The 15,957-nt window shown below is 68.6% G+C and carries 17 protein-coding genes; 16 read left to right on the top strand and 1 reads right to left on the bottom strand.

Translation table 11 applies throughout. The annotated features are described in order from the left end of the window. The first annotated feature begins 66 nt into the window (after positions 1 to 66). The 6 genes from arc (at position 67) to prcA (ending at position 6,196) form a co-directional block, all read left to right on the top strand. Positions 67 to 1,833, top strand: a complete 1,767-nt coding sequence (arc, locus tag ACFVT5_RS36080; RefSeq protein ID WP_389897041.1) for a proteasome ATPase — start codon at positions 67 to 69, stop codon at positions 1,831 to 1,833. Positions 1,834 to 2,076: 243 nt separating this feature from the next. Then, positions 2,077 to 3,588: a depupylase/deamidase Dop gene (gene dop / locus ACFVT5_RS36075; protein ID WP_389897039.1), complete on the top strand. Its 1,512-nt coding sequence runs from the start codon at positions 2,077 to 2,079 to the stop codon at positions 3,586 to 3,588. 145 nt (positions 3,589 to 3,733) lie between these two features. After that, positions 3,734 to 3,952, top strand: a complete 219-nt coding sequence (locus tag ACFVT5_RS36070; RefSeq protein WP_389897037.1) for a ubiquitin-like protein Pup — start codon at positions 3,734 to 3,736, stop codon at positions 3,950 to 3,952. Positions 3,953 to 3,994: 42 nt separating this feature from the next. After that, a complete protein-coding gene (locus tag ACFVT5_RS36065) occupies positions 3,995 to 4,543 on the top strand; it encodes an endonuclease VII domain-containing protein (protein WP_389897034.1) in 549 nt (182 codons plus the stop codon). After that, a complete protein-coding gene (prcB, locus tag ACFVT5_RS36060) occupies positions 4,495 to 5,337 on the top strand; it encodes a proteasome subunit beta (RefSeq protein ID WP_389897032.1) in 843 nt (280 codons plus the stop codon). Before ACFVT5_RS36065 ends, prcB begins: the two co-directional genes overlap by 49 nt. Before the next feature lie 58 nt (positions 5,338 to 5,395). Then, positions 5,396 to 6,196: a proteasome subunit alpha gene (gene prcA, locus ACFVT5_RS36055; RefSeq protein WP_389897030.1), complete on the top strand. Its 801-nt coding sequence runs from the start codon at positions 5,396 to 5,398 to the stop codon at positions 6,194 to 6,196. Positions 6,197 to 6,262: 66 nt separating this feature from the next. On the opposite strand, the gene ACFVT5_RS36050 is transcribed toward prcA, so the two are convergent. Beyond that, complete coding sequence (locus ACFVT5_RS36050; RefSeq protein WP_389897027.1) at positions 6,263 to 7,312, bottom strand: LacI family DNA-binding transcriptional regulator; 1,050 nt, start codon at positions 7,310 to 7,312, stop codon at positions 6,263 to 6,265. 137 nt (positions 7,313 to 7,449) lie between these two features. On the opposite strand from ACFVT5_RS36050, the gene ACFVT5_RS36045 reads away from it, so the two are divergent. The 10 genes from ACFVT5_RS36045 (at position 7,450) to tatC (ending at position 15,842) form a co-directional block, all read left to right on the top strand. After that, the gene (locus ACFVT5_RS36045; RefSeq protein WP_389897024.1) at positions 7,450 to 8,709 is read left to right on the top strand and encodes an MFS transporter; all 1,260 of its coding nucleotides are present in this window, start codon (positions 7,450 to 7,452) and stop codon (positions 8,707 to 8,709) included. A 9-nt stretch (positions 8,710 to 8,718) separates the two neighbouring features. Next, positions 8,719 to 10,080: a Pup--protein ligase gene (gene pafA, locus ACFVT5_RS36040; protein WP_389897022.1), complete on the top strand. Its 1,362-nt coding sequence runs from the start codon at positions 8,719 to 8,721 to the stop codon at positions 10,078 to 10,080. A 126-nt stretch (positions 10,081 to 10,206) separates the two neighbouring features. After that, positions 10,207 to 11,205 carry an FKBP-type peptidyl-prolyl cis-trans isomerase gene (locus ACFVT5_RS36035; protein ID WP_389897020.1) on the top strand — a complete coding sequence of 333 codons (999 nt, stop codon included), beginning with the start codon at positions 10,207 to 10,209 and terminating at the stop codon, positions 11,203 to 11,205. A 57-nt stretch (positions 11,206 to 11,262) separates the two neighbouring features. Next, positions 11,263 to 11,637 carry an FKBP-type peptidyl-prolyl cis-trans isomerase gene (locus ACFVT5_RS36030; RefSeq protein ID WP_389897018.1) on the top strand — a complete coding sequence of 125 codons (375 nt, stop codon included), beginning with the start codon at positions 11,263 to 11,265 and terminating at the stop codon, positions 11,635 to 11,637. A gap of 136 nt (positions 11,638 to 11,773) precedes the next feature. Then, positions 11,774 to 12,727 carry a helix-turn-helix transcriptional regulator gene (locus ACFVT5_RS36025; RefSeq protein ID WP_389897016.1) on the top strand — a complete coding sequence of 318 codons (954 nt, stop codon included), beginning with the start codon at positions 11,774 to 11,776 and terminating at the stop codon, positions 12,725 to 12,727. Positions 12,728 to 12,805: 78 nt separating this feature from the next. Beyond that, positions 12,806 to 13,819, top strand: a complete 1,014-nt coding sequence (locus ACFVT5_RS36020) for a helix-turn-helix transcriptional regulator (protein ID WP_389897432.1) — start codon at positions 12,806 to 12,808, stop codon at positions 13,817 to 13,819. 53 nt (positions 13,820 to 13,872) lie between these two features. After that, complete coding sequence (locus tag ACFVT5_RS36015; RefSeq protein WP_389897014.1) at positions 13,873 to 14,115, top strand: hypothetical protein; 243 nt, start codon at positions 13,873 to 13,875, stop codon at positions 14,113 to 14,115. A gap of 9 nt (positions 14,116 to 14,124) precedes the next feature. Beyond that, a complete protein-coding gene (locus ACFVT5_RS36010; protein ID WP_389897012.1) occupies positions 14,125 to 14,322 on the top strand; it encodes a hypothetical protein in 198 nt (65 codons plus the stop codon). 228 nt (positions 14,323 to 14,550) lie between these two features. After that, positions 14,551 to 14,838: a Sec-independent protein translocase subunit TatA gene (gene tatA / locus ACFVT5_RS36005; protein ID WP_389897011.1), complete on the top strand. Its 288-nt coding sequence runs from the start codon at positions 14,551 to 14,553 to the stop codon at positions 14,836 to 14,838. Positions 14,839 to 14,885: 47 nt separating this feature from the next. Beyond that, positions 14,886 to 15,842 carry a twin-arginine translocase subunit TatC gene (gene tatC / locus ACFVT5_RS36000; RefSeq protein ID WP_389897009.1) on the top strand — a complete coding sequence of 319 codons (957 nt, stop codon included), beginning with the start codon at positions 14,886 to 14,888 and terminating at the stop codon, positions 15,840 to 15,842. Positions 15,843 to 15,957 lie beyond the last annotated feature (115 nt).

Here is a 15,957-nt window from a genome sequence, read left to right as displayed (position 1 = left end):
TTTCAATCGACACCCACCCAGGTAGGGTCTGGAAGCGTCCAGCTCCCCTTGGAGGAGGTGAGGACCGTGGCAGCCCACGACGACGACATGAACCGCGGCATCCGCCCGGGTCGAGGGTCCGACGACCCCGCCGGTCAGATTGCCTATCTTGAGCAGGAGATCGCCGTCCTGCGACGCAAGCTCGCCGACTCTCCGCGGCACACGAGGATTCTCGAAGAGCGAATCGTCGAGTTGCAGACGAATCTGGCGGGCGTCTCCGCTCAGAACGAGAGACTGGCGAACACGCTCCGTGAGGCCCGCGACCAGATCGTGGCCCTCAAGGAAGAGGTCGACCGGCTGGCACAGCCGCCTGCGGGGTTCGGCGTCTTCCTGCTGGCGAATGAGGACGGCACCGCCGACATCTTCACCGGAGGCAGGAAGCTCCGGGTGAACGTCAGCCCCAGCGTCGACCTCGACGAGCTGCGGCGCGGCCAGGAAGTGATGCTCAACGAGGCGCTCAACGTGGTCGAGGCCATGGAGTACGAGCGGCACGGCGACATCGTCACCCTCAAGGAGATCCTGGAGGACGGCGAGCGTGCCCTGGTGGTCGGGCACACCGACGAGGAGCGGGTCGTCAGGCTCGCCGAACCCCTCCTCGACATCACCATCCGCCCCGGCGACGCCCTCCTGCTCGAACCCCGCTCCGGCTACGTCTACGAAGTCGTGCCCAAGAGCGAGGTCGAGGAACTGGTCCTCGAAGAGGTCCCGGACATCGGCTATGAACAGATCGGCGGCCTGGGCAACCAGATCGAACTGATCCGTGACGCGGTCGAGCTGCCGTACCTCTACCCCGACCTCTTCAAGGAGCACGAACTGCGGCCCCCGAAGGGCGTCCTGCTCTACGGGCCTCCCGGCTGCGGCAAGACGCTCATCGCCAAGGCCGTCGCGAACTCGCTGGCGAAGAAGGTCGCCGAGGTCACCGGGCAAGCCTCGGGGAAGAGCTTCTTCCTCAACATCAAGGGCCCCGAACTCCTCAACAAGTACGTCGGTGAGACCGAGCGCCAGATCCGGCTCGTCTTCCAGCGCGCTCGCGAGAAGGCCAGCGAGGGTACCCCCGTCATCGTCTTTTTCGACGAGATGGAGTCCCTCTTCCGCACCCGTGGCTCCGGTGTCAGCTCGGACGTGGAGAACACCATCGTCCCCCAGCTGCTCGCCGAGATCGACGGCGTGGAGGGCCTGGAGAACGTGGTCGTGATCGGCGCCTCGAACCGCGAGGACATGATCGACCCCGCCATCCTGCGGCCCGGCCGGCTCGATGTGAAGATCAAGATCGAGCGGCCCGACGCCGAGGCCGCGAAGGACATCTTCGCGAAATACCTCACCGAGCGTCTCCCGCTCCACGCGGACGACCTCGGCGAGCACGGCGGCGACCGCTCGGTCACCGTCCAGGGCATGATTCAGACAGCCGTCGAGCAGATGTACGCCGAATCCGAGGAAAACCGCTTCCTGGAAGTGACGTACGCCAATGGTGACAAGGAAGTCCTCTACTTCAAGGACTTCAACTCCGGCGCCATGATCGAGAACATCGTCGGCCGCGCCAAAAAAGCGGCCATCAAGGCATTCCTCGAACAGAAGCAGAAGGGCCTCAGGGTCTCCCACCTCCTCCAGGCATGCGTGGACGAGTTCAAGGAGAACGAGGACCTGCCGAACACCACCAACCCGGACGACTGGGCCCGGATCTCCGGAAAGAAGGGCGAGCGGATCGTGTACATCCGCACCCTTGTCACCGGAAAGCAGGGCGCGGACACCGGACGCTCCATCGACACAGTGGCGAACACCGGTCAGTACCTGTAAAAAGCCAGGACGGCTGCGGGTGTCCTTCACGGGTACCCGCAGCCGACTGCTTTGTGGCGCACGATCAGCCGAACACCGACCAGCAATGACGCAAATGATCTCCCCACCAGCGCAGAGGCGTTCTAGGCTCTTTCGTACCGCCGGGTCGCGCAGTGCGGGGACGGGCACCGCACACGCACCGGAGCACCAGCGGTACTTGAGCGCCGCCCCCGCCTGGGGGCGCCGCCGGGCAAGGAGGGCCGCATGACCGTACGGCGAGTAATGGGCATCGAGACGGAGTACGGGATCTCCGTCCCCGGCCACCCCAACGCCAATGCCATGCTCACCTCGTCCCAGATCGTCAACGCCTACGCGGCGGCGATGCACCGGGCGCGCCGCGCCCGCTGGGATTTCGAGGAGGAGAATCCGCTGCGGGACGCGCGAGGCTTCGACCTCGCACGCGAGGCCGCCGACTCCAGCCAGCTCACCGACGAGGACATCGGCCTCGCCAATGTCATCCTCACCAATGGAGCGCGCCTCTACGTCGACCACGCCCACCCCGAGTACAGCTCCCCGGAAGTCACCAATCCGTGGGACGCCGTCCTCTGGGACAAGGCCGGCGAGCGGATCATGGCCGAGGCGGCCGAGCGGGCCGCACAGCTGCCCGGCGCCCAGCCGATCCACCTGTACAAGAACAACACCGACAACAAAGGCGCGTCCTACGGCACGCACGAGAACTATCTGATGAAGCGCGAGACCGCGTTCTCGGACATCGTGCGCCACCTCACGCCGTTTTTCGTGTCCCGCCAGGTCGTCACCGGCGCCGGACGCGTCGGTATCGGCCAGGACGGCCATGAACACGGCTTCCAGCTCAGTCAGCGCGCCGACTACTTCGAGGTCGAGGTCGGCCTGGAGACCACCCTCAAACGGCCCATCATCAACACCCGGGACGAACCTCACGCGGACGCCGAGCGGTACCGGCGCCTGCATGTGATCATCGGCGACGCGAATCTCTCGGAGATCTCCACCTATCTCAAGCTGGGCACCACCTCACTCGTCCTGTCCATGATCGAGGACGGCTTCATCGCGGTCGACCTGGCCGTCGACCAGCCGGTGCGCACCCTGCACCAGGTCTCCCACGACCCGACCCTCAAGCATCTCGTCACCCTCCGTAGCGGACGCACTCTGACGGCCGTACAGCTTCAGATGGAGTACTTCGAGCTGTCCAGGAAGTACGTGGAGGAGCGGTACGGCTCGGATGCCGACGACCAGACCAAGGACGTCCTCACCCGCTGGGAGGACGTACTGAACCGCCTGGAGAACGACCCGATGAGTCTCGCCGGGGAGCTGGACTGGGTCGCCAAGCGGGAACTCATGGAGGGCTACCGGCGCCGTGACGACCTCGACTGGGACGCCGCCCGGCTCCACCTGGTCGACCTCCAGTACGCCGACGTACGGGCCGAGAAGGGCCTGTACAACCGTCTGGTGGCGCGCGGCAGGATGCAGCGGCTCCTGGACGAGCCCGACGTCGAGCGGGCCCGTACGAAGCCGCCGGAGGACACCCGCGCGTACTTCCGCGGCCGGTGCCTGGAGCAGTACGCGGACGATGTGGCCGCGGCGTCCTGGGACTCGGTGATCTTCGATCTGCCGGGCCGTGACTCGCTCCAGCGGGTGCCGACGCTGGAACCGCTTCGCGGAACGCGTAATCACGTGAAGGAGCTGCTCGACCGGTGCCGTACGGCCGAGGATCTGGTCAGGGTCCTATCCGGAGGCTGACCCACGGCTGAAAGGTGCCCGGTCCGGGAATCATGGTGATGGCCCCCGGACGTTGTAGGAACTGCGGGGCCGATGTCGGACCCTGCTTGTAGGGTCTGATCTTGACCGATCGAACTGAGCGGGCGAACCGAGCGGGGTGAGGGTGATGGCGACCAAGGACACCGACGGCGGACAGCAGAAGGCCACGCGGACCACTGAGGACGTCGAGGAGCAGGCGCAGGACGCGCAAGCCTCGGAGGACCTCAAGGAACGCCAGGAGAAGCTGAGCGACGACGTCGACTCGGTCCTGGACGAGATCGACGACGTACTCGAGGAGAACGCCGAGGATTTCGTGAGGTCCTTCGTTCAAAAGGGCGGACAGTAGTCACGTATATGAACGGCGAAGAAGTGCTCGACCTGCCAGCAGGTGCTTCCGGCCAGCGCATTCGCGTCGAACAAGTCGCGCACCGACGGTCTCCAGACGGTCTGCCGCGAATGCGCTGCGGAGTACTACAGGCGACGCCAGGAGTCTCGCGGCAGAACGGTGCGAGTCAAGGTGTCTGTGCCATCGGGGCACAAGCGGTGCCCCGAGTGCGGCGAGGTGAAGCCGCATGACGCCTGGGAACGCAACAAGTCCTCGTCCGACGGATGGGCGAGCTACTGTCGAGCCTGCCGGGCGGAGCGTAATCGGATCAGCTACTTCCGACGCAAATACGGCCTCACGCCAGCCGAGTTGGACCACATGATCGCCGAGCAACGGGGAATCTGCTGTATCTGCCTCGATGCGCCGGCGGCCCATGTGGATCACTGCCATGAGACGGGTAGTGTCCGTGGCGTACTGTGCTTCAGCTGTAACGCAGCCCTGGGGCACCTCAAGGATCGGCCGGATGCCATCAGGCGTGCAGCCGCATATCTGGAAGGAAACGCGTGGAAGCCAACACTCGTAGCACCGGGCGTCTACCGGCTGCCTTCCTGACGCCAGGGTCGTCGTCCTTTGTGGACTTTCTCTCCGCGCATCAGCCCGAAATGCTTCCGGGCGGGCGGGTGTTGCCCGTGAAGGGGGCCATCGAGGCGCCGCACGGTACGACGATCGTCGCGACCGCCTTCCCGGGTGGTGTGGTGCTCGCCGGTGACCGCCGGGCGACCATGGGCAACATGATCGCCCAGCGCGACATCGAGAAGGTCTTCCCGGCCGACGAGTACTCCGCGGTCGGCATCGCCGGCACCGCCGGTCTCGCCGTGGAGATGGTCAAGCTGTTCCAGCTGGAGCTGGAGCACTTCGAGAAGGTGGAGGGCGCCCAGCTCTCCCTGGAGGGCAAGGCGAACCGCCTGTCCACGATGATCCGTTCCAACCTCGGCATGGCCATGCAGGGCCTCGCCGTGGTCCCGCTCTTCGCGGGCTATGACGTGGACCGCGGTAAGGGCCGCATCTTCTCCTACGACGTGACGGGCGGCCGGTCCGAGGAGCACGGCTTCGCGGCCACCGGCTCCGGTTCGATCTTCGCGCGCGGGTCGATGAAGAAGCTCTACCGCGAGGACCTGACGGAGGAGCAGGCCACGACGCTCGTCGTCCAGGCGCTGTACGACGCCGCGGACGAGGACTCGGCGACCGGCGGCCCCGATGTGGCCCGGCGGATCTACCCGATCGTGACCGTGATCACCGACGACGGTTTCCGCAGGGTGACGGAGGACGAGTCCTCCGCGATCGCCCGCTCGATCCTGGAACGGCGCCTGGAGCAGCCCGACGGCCCGCGCGCGGCGCTGCTCTGACGCCCTGGCCCCTGGCCCGAAACCCTAATCGCCACTGACAGAAAGGGACGGACAGCCGGTGTCGACGCCGTTCTATGTCTCACCCCAGCAGGCCATGGCCGACCGGGCGGAGTATGCGCGCAAGGGCATCGCCCGGGGCCGCAGCCTGGTCGTCCTCCAGTACACCGACGGCATCGTGTTCGTCGGCGAGAACCCGTCCCGCGCACTGCACAAGTTCAGCGAGATCTACGACCGTATCGGCTTCGCCGCGGCCGGCAAGTACAACGAGTACGAGAACCTCCGTATCGGCGGTGTCCGCTACGCCGACCTGCGGGGCTACACCTACGACCGTGACGATGTGACGGCGCGCGGTCTCGCCAATGTCTACGCGCAGACGCTCGGCACCATCTTCTCCAGCTCCGCCGAGAAGCCGTACGAGGTGGAACTGGTCGTCGCCGAGGTCGGGGACGGGCCCGAGGGCGACCAGATCTACCGGCTGCCGCACGACGGCTCGATCGTCGACGAGCACGGCTCGGTGGCGGTCGGCGGGAACTCCGAGCAGATCAGTACCTACCTGGACCAGCGCCACGAGGACGGCATGACTCTGGCGGCGGCGCTCAAGCTCGCCGTGCAGGCCCTGTCGCGGGACACCAACGGCAGTGAGCGGGAGATCCCCGCGGAGCGCCTTGAGGTGGCCGTCCTGGATCGTACGCGCCCGCAGAAGCGGAAGTTCAAGCGCATCGTCGGTCCGCAGCTCTCCCGCCTCCTGGAGGGGAACGGGACGGCGGTGTCGGCGACCGAGGAGTCTTCGGCGGCCGACGACGACGTGGACTCCGGCTCCGGTCCGGACTCGGGTTCGGATGCCGGCTCCGACGACTAGCGCGTACCCCGGTTCGTCCCGAGCCCCGGTCGGTGTCCGCCGACCGGGGCTCGGTCGTCCCTGGGCTCAGTGGGTCGCCGGTGGGGCCGATGAGCCCCGTACCACCAGGTTCACCGGCAGGGCCACCGGCGGGGGCCGCTCGCCGTCGAGCACGGCCAGCAGGGCCCGCATGCCGTGCTCGCCGAAGTCCTCGGCGGGCAGCCGGACCGTGGTGAGTTCCGGTTCGACCGCCGACGCCAGGGTGAGATCGTCGAAGCCGGTCACCGTCAGATCCTCCGGCACCCGCAGCCCGAGCCGGCGCGCGGCCTTGCAGGCGCCGGCGGCGAGCATGTCGTCGTCACTGACCAGCGCCGTCGGCCGGGGTCCGCCCGAGGTGAGGGCCGCCTCGGTGACCACCCGTGCGCCCTCCACGGTCAGTGGCGCCGCCACCCGGCGTATCGACACGCCCGTGCCCCGGGTGGCGTCCGCGAGGGCGCGGGCGCGTACGTCGAAGGTCCAGGACGGCACCGCCGACGCCAGATGCAGCAGGCTGCGGTGGCCGAGGGACAGCAGATGTTCCGTCACCTGACGCATGCCGTCGGCGATGTCGAGGTTGACGACGGCGGCGCCGGGGCTGCCCGCCGGGTCGGAGTCGAGCATCACGAGCGGCAGTTCGTCGCCGTGGATCGTGGCGAGCGCGTCCGACGCCATGGACGAGGCGATGACGCCGTCGAGTGCGGCGCGTGCCGAGTCGAACGGGTCGCGGGCCGGACCCACGCCCTCGGGGGAGGGGTACAGGACCACGCCGAAGCCGTGCTCGGCGGCGACCCGTGACGCACCGGTGTAGACACGGGCGAAGAACTCGTTCGTCAGGGCGGGTACGACGAGCAGCGCGGTACGGGTCCTGCCGAGCCGGAGGTTGCGGGCGGCGAGATTGGGTCGGTAACCGAGTTCGCGCGCGGCGGTCCGTACCCGCTGGGCGGTGGCCTCGGCGACCCGGCCGCGCCATTTGTCGCCGAGGACCAGCGACACGGCCGCCTGCGAGACCCCGGCGGCCCGCGCCACGTCCCGGCTGGTCGCCGCCCGGCCCCCGCTCCCGCCTGCCGGCCCCTTCGAGGTCGTCCCCGAGGTCGTCACGTATGCCCTCCGCAGTGCTGGATCCCGTCCGTGAGCTGGACCGGCGGACTGGGGCCATGGTACGTATGACCCCGCACGTTATACGTAACACTGCACCGCGGAACACCCTGCGGGGCCGAGTGAAGGCAGGCACGCCCATGGCCGCGGGATACGCGGAGATCCTCAGAACGCGCTACGCCACACGGCTGCTCGCCGGCACCCTGGTGGGCCGGCTGCCCAACGCCACGGCGGCGATCGCGATCGTGCTGTTCATCCGGGCGGAGGGCGGCACGTACAGCCTCGCCGGAGCGCTCGCCGCGGTGTACGGCCTCTCCAACGCCGTGGGGCAGCCCCTCCTCGGCCGTCTGGTCGACCTGTACGGGCAGCCGCGCGTCCAGCTGCCCGCCGCGCTCGTCTCGGCACTCGGCATGGTCGCCTTTGCCTTCACCGGCACCTCGGCGCTCGCGCTGTCCTACCTGGCCGTGGGCGTCGCGGGCCTCTTCACACCGCCGCTGGAAGGCGGTCTGCGGGCGCTGTGGCCGAGTGTGCTGCGTCGCGAGGAGCAGGTCCACACGGCGTACGCCATGGACGCCGTCGCCCAGGAGATCATGTTCACCGTCGGGCCCCTCCTGGTGACCCTCTGCGTGTCCCTGTGGTCCGCGCAGGCGGCTCTCCTGGTGCTCAACGCGATCGGCGTCGCCGGAGCCCTCTCCGTGGTCGTGTCGCGGCCCTCGCGTGCGTGGCGCTCGGCACCCCGAGAGGCCCACTGGCTGGGTGCCCTGCGCTCACCGGGCCTGCTGGCGCTGCTCGCCGCCTACCTGTTCATCGGCATGGCCCTCGGCTCCATCACCGTCGCCGCTCTCTCCTACGCGGACGAGCACGGCGGTGACGCGGTCTACGGCCGCCTGATGGCCGCGATCGGCCTGGGCGCCCTCGTCGGCGGCCTGGCGTACGGGGCACGGCAGTGGTCCGGCGCGCCCGAGCGGCGGCTGCGGATCCTGGTGGCCCTTCTGGCGCTCTGTTATCTGCCGCTCGTGCTGGTGCCCGGCGAGGTCGCCATGATGGCCCTGACGACCCTCGCGGGCGTGTTCCTGGCGCCGTCACTCGCCTGCGCGTTCATCGTCGTCGACCGGCACGCGCCACGCGGCACGGTCACCGAGGCGTTCTCCTGGTTCGTGACGACGTTCACGGTCGGCGCGTCGGCGGGTACGGCCCTCGCGGGGCCCGTCGTGGAGTGGGGAGGCACCCGCTGGGCCTTCGCCGTTCCGGGCCTCGTTGGGCTCGGCGCGCTGGCCGTTCTGCTGGCCACCGGACGGGTCCTCGCAGCTACCGGGCGTACGACAGGTGTCGCGGGGTCATCGGAAAATGATCGAAACGGTGCGGCCGAACCCGGTTTCAGTGCAGGGCATCAGGCGTAATGTTCAGTCATGGACCGCCGCATTTTCGGGCTGGAGAACGAGTACGGCGTCACATGTACGTTCAGGGGACAGCGCCGTCTGTCTCCTGACGAGGTGGCGCGGTACCTCTTCCGCCGTGTCGTGTCATGGGGCCGCAGCAGCAATGTCTTTCTGCGGAACGGCGCCCGTCTGTACCTCGATGTCGGATCACATCCGGAATATGCAACCCCCGAATGTGACAATGTGACCGAGCTGGTCACGCACGACAAGGCCGGCGAGCGCATTCTGGAAGGCTTGCTCGTCGACGCCGAACGCCGCCTGCACGAGGAGGGAATCGCGGGCGACGTCTATCTCTTCAAGAACAACACGGACTCGGCAGGCAACTCCTACGGCTGCCACGAGAACTATCTGGTGGCCCGCCACGGAGAGTTCTCACGCCTCGCGGACATCCTCATTCCCTTCCTCGTCACCCGTCAGCTGCTGTGCGGCGCGGGCAAGGTGCTCCAGACCCCGCGCGGCGCCGTCTACTGCGTCAGTCAGCGCGCCGAGCACATCTGGGAGGGCGTCAGCTCCGCCACGACCCGCTCCCGGCCCATCATCAACACCCGCGACGAGCCGCACGCCGACGCCGAGCGCTACCGCAGGCTGCACGTCATCGTCGGTGACTCGAACATGTCCGAGACGACCATGCTCCTCAAGGTCGGCGCCACCGACCTGGTGCTGCGCATGATCGAGGCGGGCACCGTGATGCGTGACCTGACCCTGGAGAACCCGATCCGGGCCATCCGCGAGGTCAGCCACGACATCACAGGCCGCCGCAAGGTGCGCCTGGCCAGCGGCCGTGAGGCGTCCGCCCTGGAGGTGCAGCGCGAGTACTACGAGAAGGCGCTGGACTTCTGCGAGCGGCGCGGCATCCGCACCGGCGTCGTCGAGCAGGTCCTGGAGCTGTGGGGCCGCACTCTCGACTCCATCGAGTCCGAGGACCTCGACCGGATCGGCACCGAGATCGACTGGGTCATGAAGTACAAGCTCATCGAGCGTTACCGCGCCAAGCACAACATGACCATGTCGCACCCCCGGGTCGCGCAGATAGACCTCGCCTACCACGACATCCACCGCCGTCGTGGCCTCTACTACCTGTTGGAGAAGCGCGGTCAAGCAGCCCGGATCTGCAATGACTTGAAGATCTTCGAGGGCAAGTCCGTGCCGCCGCAGACCACTCGGGCGCGACTGCGCGGCGACTTCATCCGGCGCGCCCAGGAACAGCGCCGTGACTTCACGGTGGACTGGGTGCATCTGAAGCTCAACGACCAGGCGCAGCGCACCGTGCTGTGCAAGGACCCGTTCCGTTCCGTCGACGACCGGGTGGAGAAACTCATCGCCGGAATGTGATCAGTCATCCGGACCCTGTTCCGGAACGCAACGCGGGGCGCCGTACCTTCCGGGTACGGCGCCCTTTGCAACCCGTAGAGTTGCGCGCACGCCATCAACAAGATCGATCGATACGAGGCCCCCACCGTGCGCCGACGTTCCCTTCTCATCGCCGTTCCGGCCGGACTGCTCACGCTGGCCGGATGTGGCGACGACAAGTCCGACAAGAGCAAGTCCAGCAGCAGTTCGTCCCCTTCGCCGTCGGGTTCCGCCGAACCCACCGCGAAGATCGTGAACGGTCCGGTGCCCGACATCACCGCGGGCACCAAGTTCGGTGAGAAGCCCACCGTCGCCAAGGGCACGGGCACCCCGTCGTCGGACCTCGCGGTCAAGACGGTCATCGACGGCACGGGCACCGTCGTCGCCAAGGGCGATTACCTCCAGGCCAACTACCTGGGGCAGATCTGGGACACCGCGAAGGTCTTCGACAACTCCTACGACCGCGGCGCACCGACCCTCTTCCCGATCGGCGTCGGCCAGGTCATCCCCGGCTGGGACCAGGCGCTGGTGGGCAAGAAGGTCGGCAGCCGTGTCGAGCTGGCCATCCCGCCGGCCCTCGGCTACGGCAAGGAGGGCAACGCGCAGGCCGGTATCAAGGGCACCGACACGCTGGTCTTCGTCGTCGACATCGTGAACACGTACAACGGGAAGAGTTCCGCGAAGGGCAAGGACGTTCCGCAGGACAACGCGGACCTGCCGAAGGTCGGGACCAACACCGACGGCAAGGCCCCGTCCATCGACGTACCGAAGAAGCCCGCGCCCACCGCGCTGGTCTCGGAGTATGTGATCGAGGGCGACGGCGGCGAGGTCAAGGACAGCGACCAGCTCCTCGTGCAGTACAAGGGCGTCCTGTGGGCGGACGGCAAGGAGTTCGACTCCTCGTACCAGCGGGACCAGCTCGCGCAGTTCTCGCTCCAGCAGGTCGTCAAGGGCTGGGCGCAGGGGCTCACCGGCAAGAAGGTCGGCAGCCGGGTGCTGATCGTGGTCCCGCCCGCGCTGGGCTACGGCGACAAGCCGCCGCAGGGCAGCGCGATCAAGAAGGACTCCGTGCTGGTCTTCTCCGTCGACATCCTGGCGAAGATGTAAGGGCGAGGATGTAAGACTGTCCGTGTTGCCGATCCGTACCAAGCAGGAGCATGTGACGTGAGCATCGAGAAGCCCGAGATCGACTTCCCGGATGGCCCGGCCCCGACGGACCTCGAAATCGTGGAGATCTGGGAAGGCGACGGCCCGGTGGCCAAGGCGGGCGACACCGTCTCCGTCCACTATGTCGGCGTGGCCTTCTCCAGCGGCGAGGAGTTCGACGCGAGCTGGAACCGCGGCACGCCGCTCCAGTTCCAGCTGGGCGCCGGCCAGGTCATCGCCGGCTGGGACCAGGGCGTGGCGGGCATGAAGGTCGGCGGCCGTCGCAAGCTGACCATCCCCTCGCACCTCGCGTACGGCGACCGTGGCGCCGGCGGTGGCCGGATCGCCCCGGGCGAGTCGCTGATCTTCGTGTGCGACCTGGTCGCGGTCTGACCGCAGCCGTTACCGATCACTTACGGTCAGGAGTGGGGCCCATGCCTTCCGGCGTGGGCCCTCGGCTTTTGCCACGGGACTTCGGGGCGGTACGGTCATCGGGCGGAAGGGGCGAACGAGAGGACGTAAGGCGTCGATGGCCATCTCCAAGGCCGAGCGGCTGATGAATCTGGCGCTGTGTCTGCTCGGCACGCGGCGTCCCCTGAGCAAGCGTGAGCTGCGCGAGTCCATCGAGGCGTACCTGGAAGCCGGTTCCGACGAGTCCTTCAGCCGGATGTTCGAGCGCGACAAGGACGACCTGCGCGAACTCGGCCTGGTCATCGAGACCGTGGAGAACCTCGACGGCGACGTCGGCTATCTCGCCCGCCGCGACAGCAACCGGCTGCCCCCCGTATCGCTCGACGCCGAGGAGGCCGCGGCGCTCGGTCTCGCCGCCAAGGTCTGGCAGCAGGCCCGTCTCGCCGGGGCCGCCAGCGGCGCCCTGCAGAAGCTGCGCGCCGCCGGACTGCCCGAGGACGTCGACCCGTACGAGGCGCACAGCGCCCTCGAACCCCGGATCCCGGTGCACGAGGCCGCCTTCGAACCGCTGATGCTCGCCTGCCGTGACCGGCGGACCGTGCTGTTCGACTACCGCAAGGCGACCGCCGCCCGCCCCGAACCCAGGCAGGTCGAACCCTGGGCTCTGGAGTGCTGGCGCGGCCACTGGTATCTCGCGGGCTGGGACCGTGACCGGGGCGCCGAGCGGGTCTTCCGGCTCTCCCGCATCACCGGCCGGGTCCGCACCCGCGCGGGGAAGTTCACCGCCGCCGTACCGGATGTGGTCACCGTGCGCGAGACCGTCGCGAGCTGGGCGGGCGAGGGGGCCGACCGCAGCGCCCGGATCAGGCTGCGTACGGGCTCCGGGTACCCCCTTCGGGCGAAGGCCGAGTCGGTTCGGGAACTCGGCGACGGGTGGGACGAGTTGGAGATTCCGTACGGGCACGGGCTGGACGCGTGGCTCGTCGAGTTCGGACCCGACGTGGTGGTCCTGGAACCCGCCGAGCTGCGGTCCGACGTGCTGGACCGGCTGCGTGCCGTGGCCAAGGACTGAGGGGGGAGACGGACGACCGTGGCAGCGAAACCGACCAGACCCGCCCGCCCGGCGAACGCCATCGACCAGACCCGCCGCATGCTCTCCCTGGTCACCTATCTCCGGGAGCGGCCCGGCGCCCGCGTCGAGGACGTCGCCCGTGCCTTCGGGATCACCGAGGACGAGCTGATCTCCGATCTCGACGTGCTGCCGCTGTGCGGGACCAGTTTCCGCGGCGGGGACCTCCTCGACATCGACACCGACGGCGACCGCATCTGGTGGCGCAATCCGGGCGCCCTCAGCGCGGAGGCCGCCGCGCCGCTGCGGATCTCCGCCGACGAGGCGACCGCCCTGCTCGTCGCCGCCCGTGCCGTGACGACCCTGCCGGGGCTGCGGGAGAGCGACCGGCAGGCGCTGCTGCGGGCCACCGCCAAGCTGGAGGCCGCGGCGGGTGAGGCAGCGGGCGCCAGCTCCCGGCTCTCGGTCACCTTCGAGTCCGAGGGCGGCGTCTTCGCCGATGTCGACCGGGCGATCTCCGAGCGCCGCCGGCTGTGGATCCGGTACTACTCGCCCGCGCGCGACGAGGTCACCGAGCGGGAGATCGACCCCATCCGCCTGGTCAGCGTCGGGCACACCTATGTCGAGGCGTGGTGCCGACGCTCCGAGGCCCGGCGCACCTTCCGGCTCGACCGGGTCGCCGAGATCAAGGTCCTCGACGAGCCGTCCGCGCCGCCCGAGATAGAGCTGCGCGACCTCTCCGAGGCACTGGTGCAGCCCGCCGCCGAGGACCCCGAGGTGATCATCGAGGTGAGCCCCGGGGGCCGCTGGGTCGCCGAGTACTACCCGCACGACAGCGCCGAGGAGTTGGCCGACGGGGGGCTGCGGATCACCTTGCGTACGCCCGATCCCGCGTCGCTGCGGCGGCTCGGCCTGCGGCTCGGCGGGGACGGGCGGATCGTGGCGCCGCAGGATCTCGCCGACAGCGCGCGGCAGGCGGCGCGGGAGGCGCTCGCGGCCTACGAGGAGGCCGGGGCGGAGCCCGAGGAGGCAGGAACGGCGCCTCGGGGGGCCGTGTCCGAAGGGACCTACGACCGGCAGGAGCCAGGACGTTGAGCGAGTCACCGATGTCGCCCACCAAGGTACTGAAATCTCATGAAGTAGCCGGAATGTCTGGCTTGTCGTGTGAGGTTCCCGCACTCTTCAAGGCCGCCTGCCCCGACTGCCGCGCCTACTTCGAACTCTCCGCCGGGGCCCTGCGCCTGGCCATCGGCGCCTCCCACCGCACCACCTTCTACTCCTTCACCTGCCCCGAGTGCGGCGCCGCCGTCCGCAAGCCCGCGGGGGACCGCATCGTCGAACTCCTCACCGGTGGCGGGGTCCGGACGCTCCGGCTCCACTCGACCGTCTAGGCTCGGCGCATGTTCTGGGCGATGCTCGCGATCGCAGTCGGCTTCCTCGGCCTCGCCGTACTCGGCGTGCTCGCCGTCCGCGTCTTCCTGGAGGCCCAGCGCCTCGGCCGCCAAGTCACCGACGCGGCAAGCAGGATCAACCGCGCCGCCGACGATCTCGAACGGGCCGCGGCCGGTGCCGCACGCGCCGGCCGTGACGCCGTGTGAACGTGTCGATCAAGTCGGTGCCGTCACCTGTTGGGTGTAGAGGGTCGGCAGGTAGGCTGCTCGCACGGCCCGACGAACGAGGCGCGGGCCGCGAACTGGGAGTACGCACAGGGATTGCCCAGCGTTAACCCCTGCGCGTTACGATCGCTGCCAGCACGGCGGTCGGACGTCAGTCCGACCGATCGGGCAGCACCCCGCCCACGCCGCCTCGGTGAGAAGGTAACGCTTATGTTCGGAAGGCTCGGCCCCCTTGAGATCACTCTGATTCTCGTCGTCATCCTGCTCCTCTTCGGCGCGAAGAAGCTTCCTGACATGGCCCGCTCCCTTGGCAAGTCGGCCCGCATCCTCAAGAGCGAGGCCAAGGCGATGAAGTCCGAGGGCGGCGAGCAGAACGCCCCGGCCGACCCGCCGAAGCAGGAGCAGCCCGCCGCCGCACCGCGGACGATTCAGGCCGCGCCCGGTGACGTGACCAGCTCGCGCCCGGTGACCGAGCCGACGGACACGACGCAGCGCTGACGCAAGGCCGGTCGCCACCGGCCTGCCGCACGAGATGAGGACGTGGGTTGCTCAAGTCTGCCCGCAAGAAGGAGATGGATCCCGAGGGGCGGATGCCCCTCGCGGAGCATCTGCGTGAGCTACGCAACCGGCTCGCCAAAGCCGTACTGGCCATCATCGCCGTCACGATCGTGGCCGCCTTCTTCTACAAGGACATGATCGAGTTCTTCACGAACCCGATTCTGAACGCCGTGGGATGCGAGGTCAGCTTCTCGGAGCTGGCGAAGCAGCGGAGCGGCACCTGTGCCCGCATCGTCCTGAACGGTCTGCTCACCCCGTTCACGCTGGCCCTGAAGGTCTCGCTCACCGCCGGAGTGGTGTTCGCCTCACCGGTCTGGCTGTACCAGCTGTGGGGATTCATCGCCCCGGGTCTGCACCGGCACGAGAAGAAGTACGCGATGGCGTTCGTCGCCACCGGCGCTCCGCTCTTCCTCGGCGGCGCCTTCTTCGCCTACAAGACCCTGCCGACGATGGCGAAGGTCCTGCTCGACTTCTCGCCCGCCGACCTCGACAACCAGCTACCGCTCGATGATCTGCTCGACCTGATCACCCGCATGGTGATCGTCTTCGGGCTCTCCTTCGAACTGCCGCTGCTCCTGGTGATGCTCAATCTCACCGGCATCCTCACCGGCAAGCGGATGCTCGGCTGGTGGCGGGGCATGATCATGGGCATCACGGTCTTCGCCGCCGTCGCGACGCCCAGCACCGACCCGCTGACGATGATGGCGCTCGCCGGACCGATCTGGGTGCTGTACTTCCTGGCCACCGGGTTCTCGCTGCTCAACGACCGGCGCAAGGCCAGGGTCGAGGCCGCGGGACCGGACGACGACGAGGCGTCCGACCTGGACCTCACCGTGGAGGACGTCGACGCGGCCGAGCCCGTCTCCGCCCACCGGGCGCTGCCCGAGCAGGCGTCGTCCGACCGCGACCGGGACCGGATCAACGGCTTCGACGATGTGACGTGAGCCATAGGTGACCTGACTCGCCGGAACCGTGAAACGGCCGGCCACGCCCCCGGGGGGGGGGGGGGGGGGGGTGGTGGGGGGGCGGGTGGGCCCCCCGGGGCCCCCCGCCGGAGGC

The sequence above is a fragment of the Streptomyces sp. NPDC058001 genome (genome assembly GCF_042886315.1).
Lineage (GTDB): Bacteria > Actinomycetota > Actinomycetes > Streptomycetales > Streptomycetaceae > Streptomyces.
Note: the sequence above shows the minus strand (reverse complement) of the source record. Positions and strands in the feature narration are given on the sequence as shown.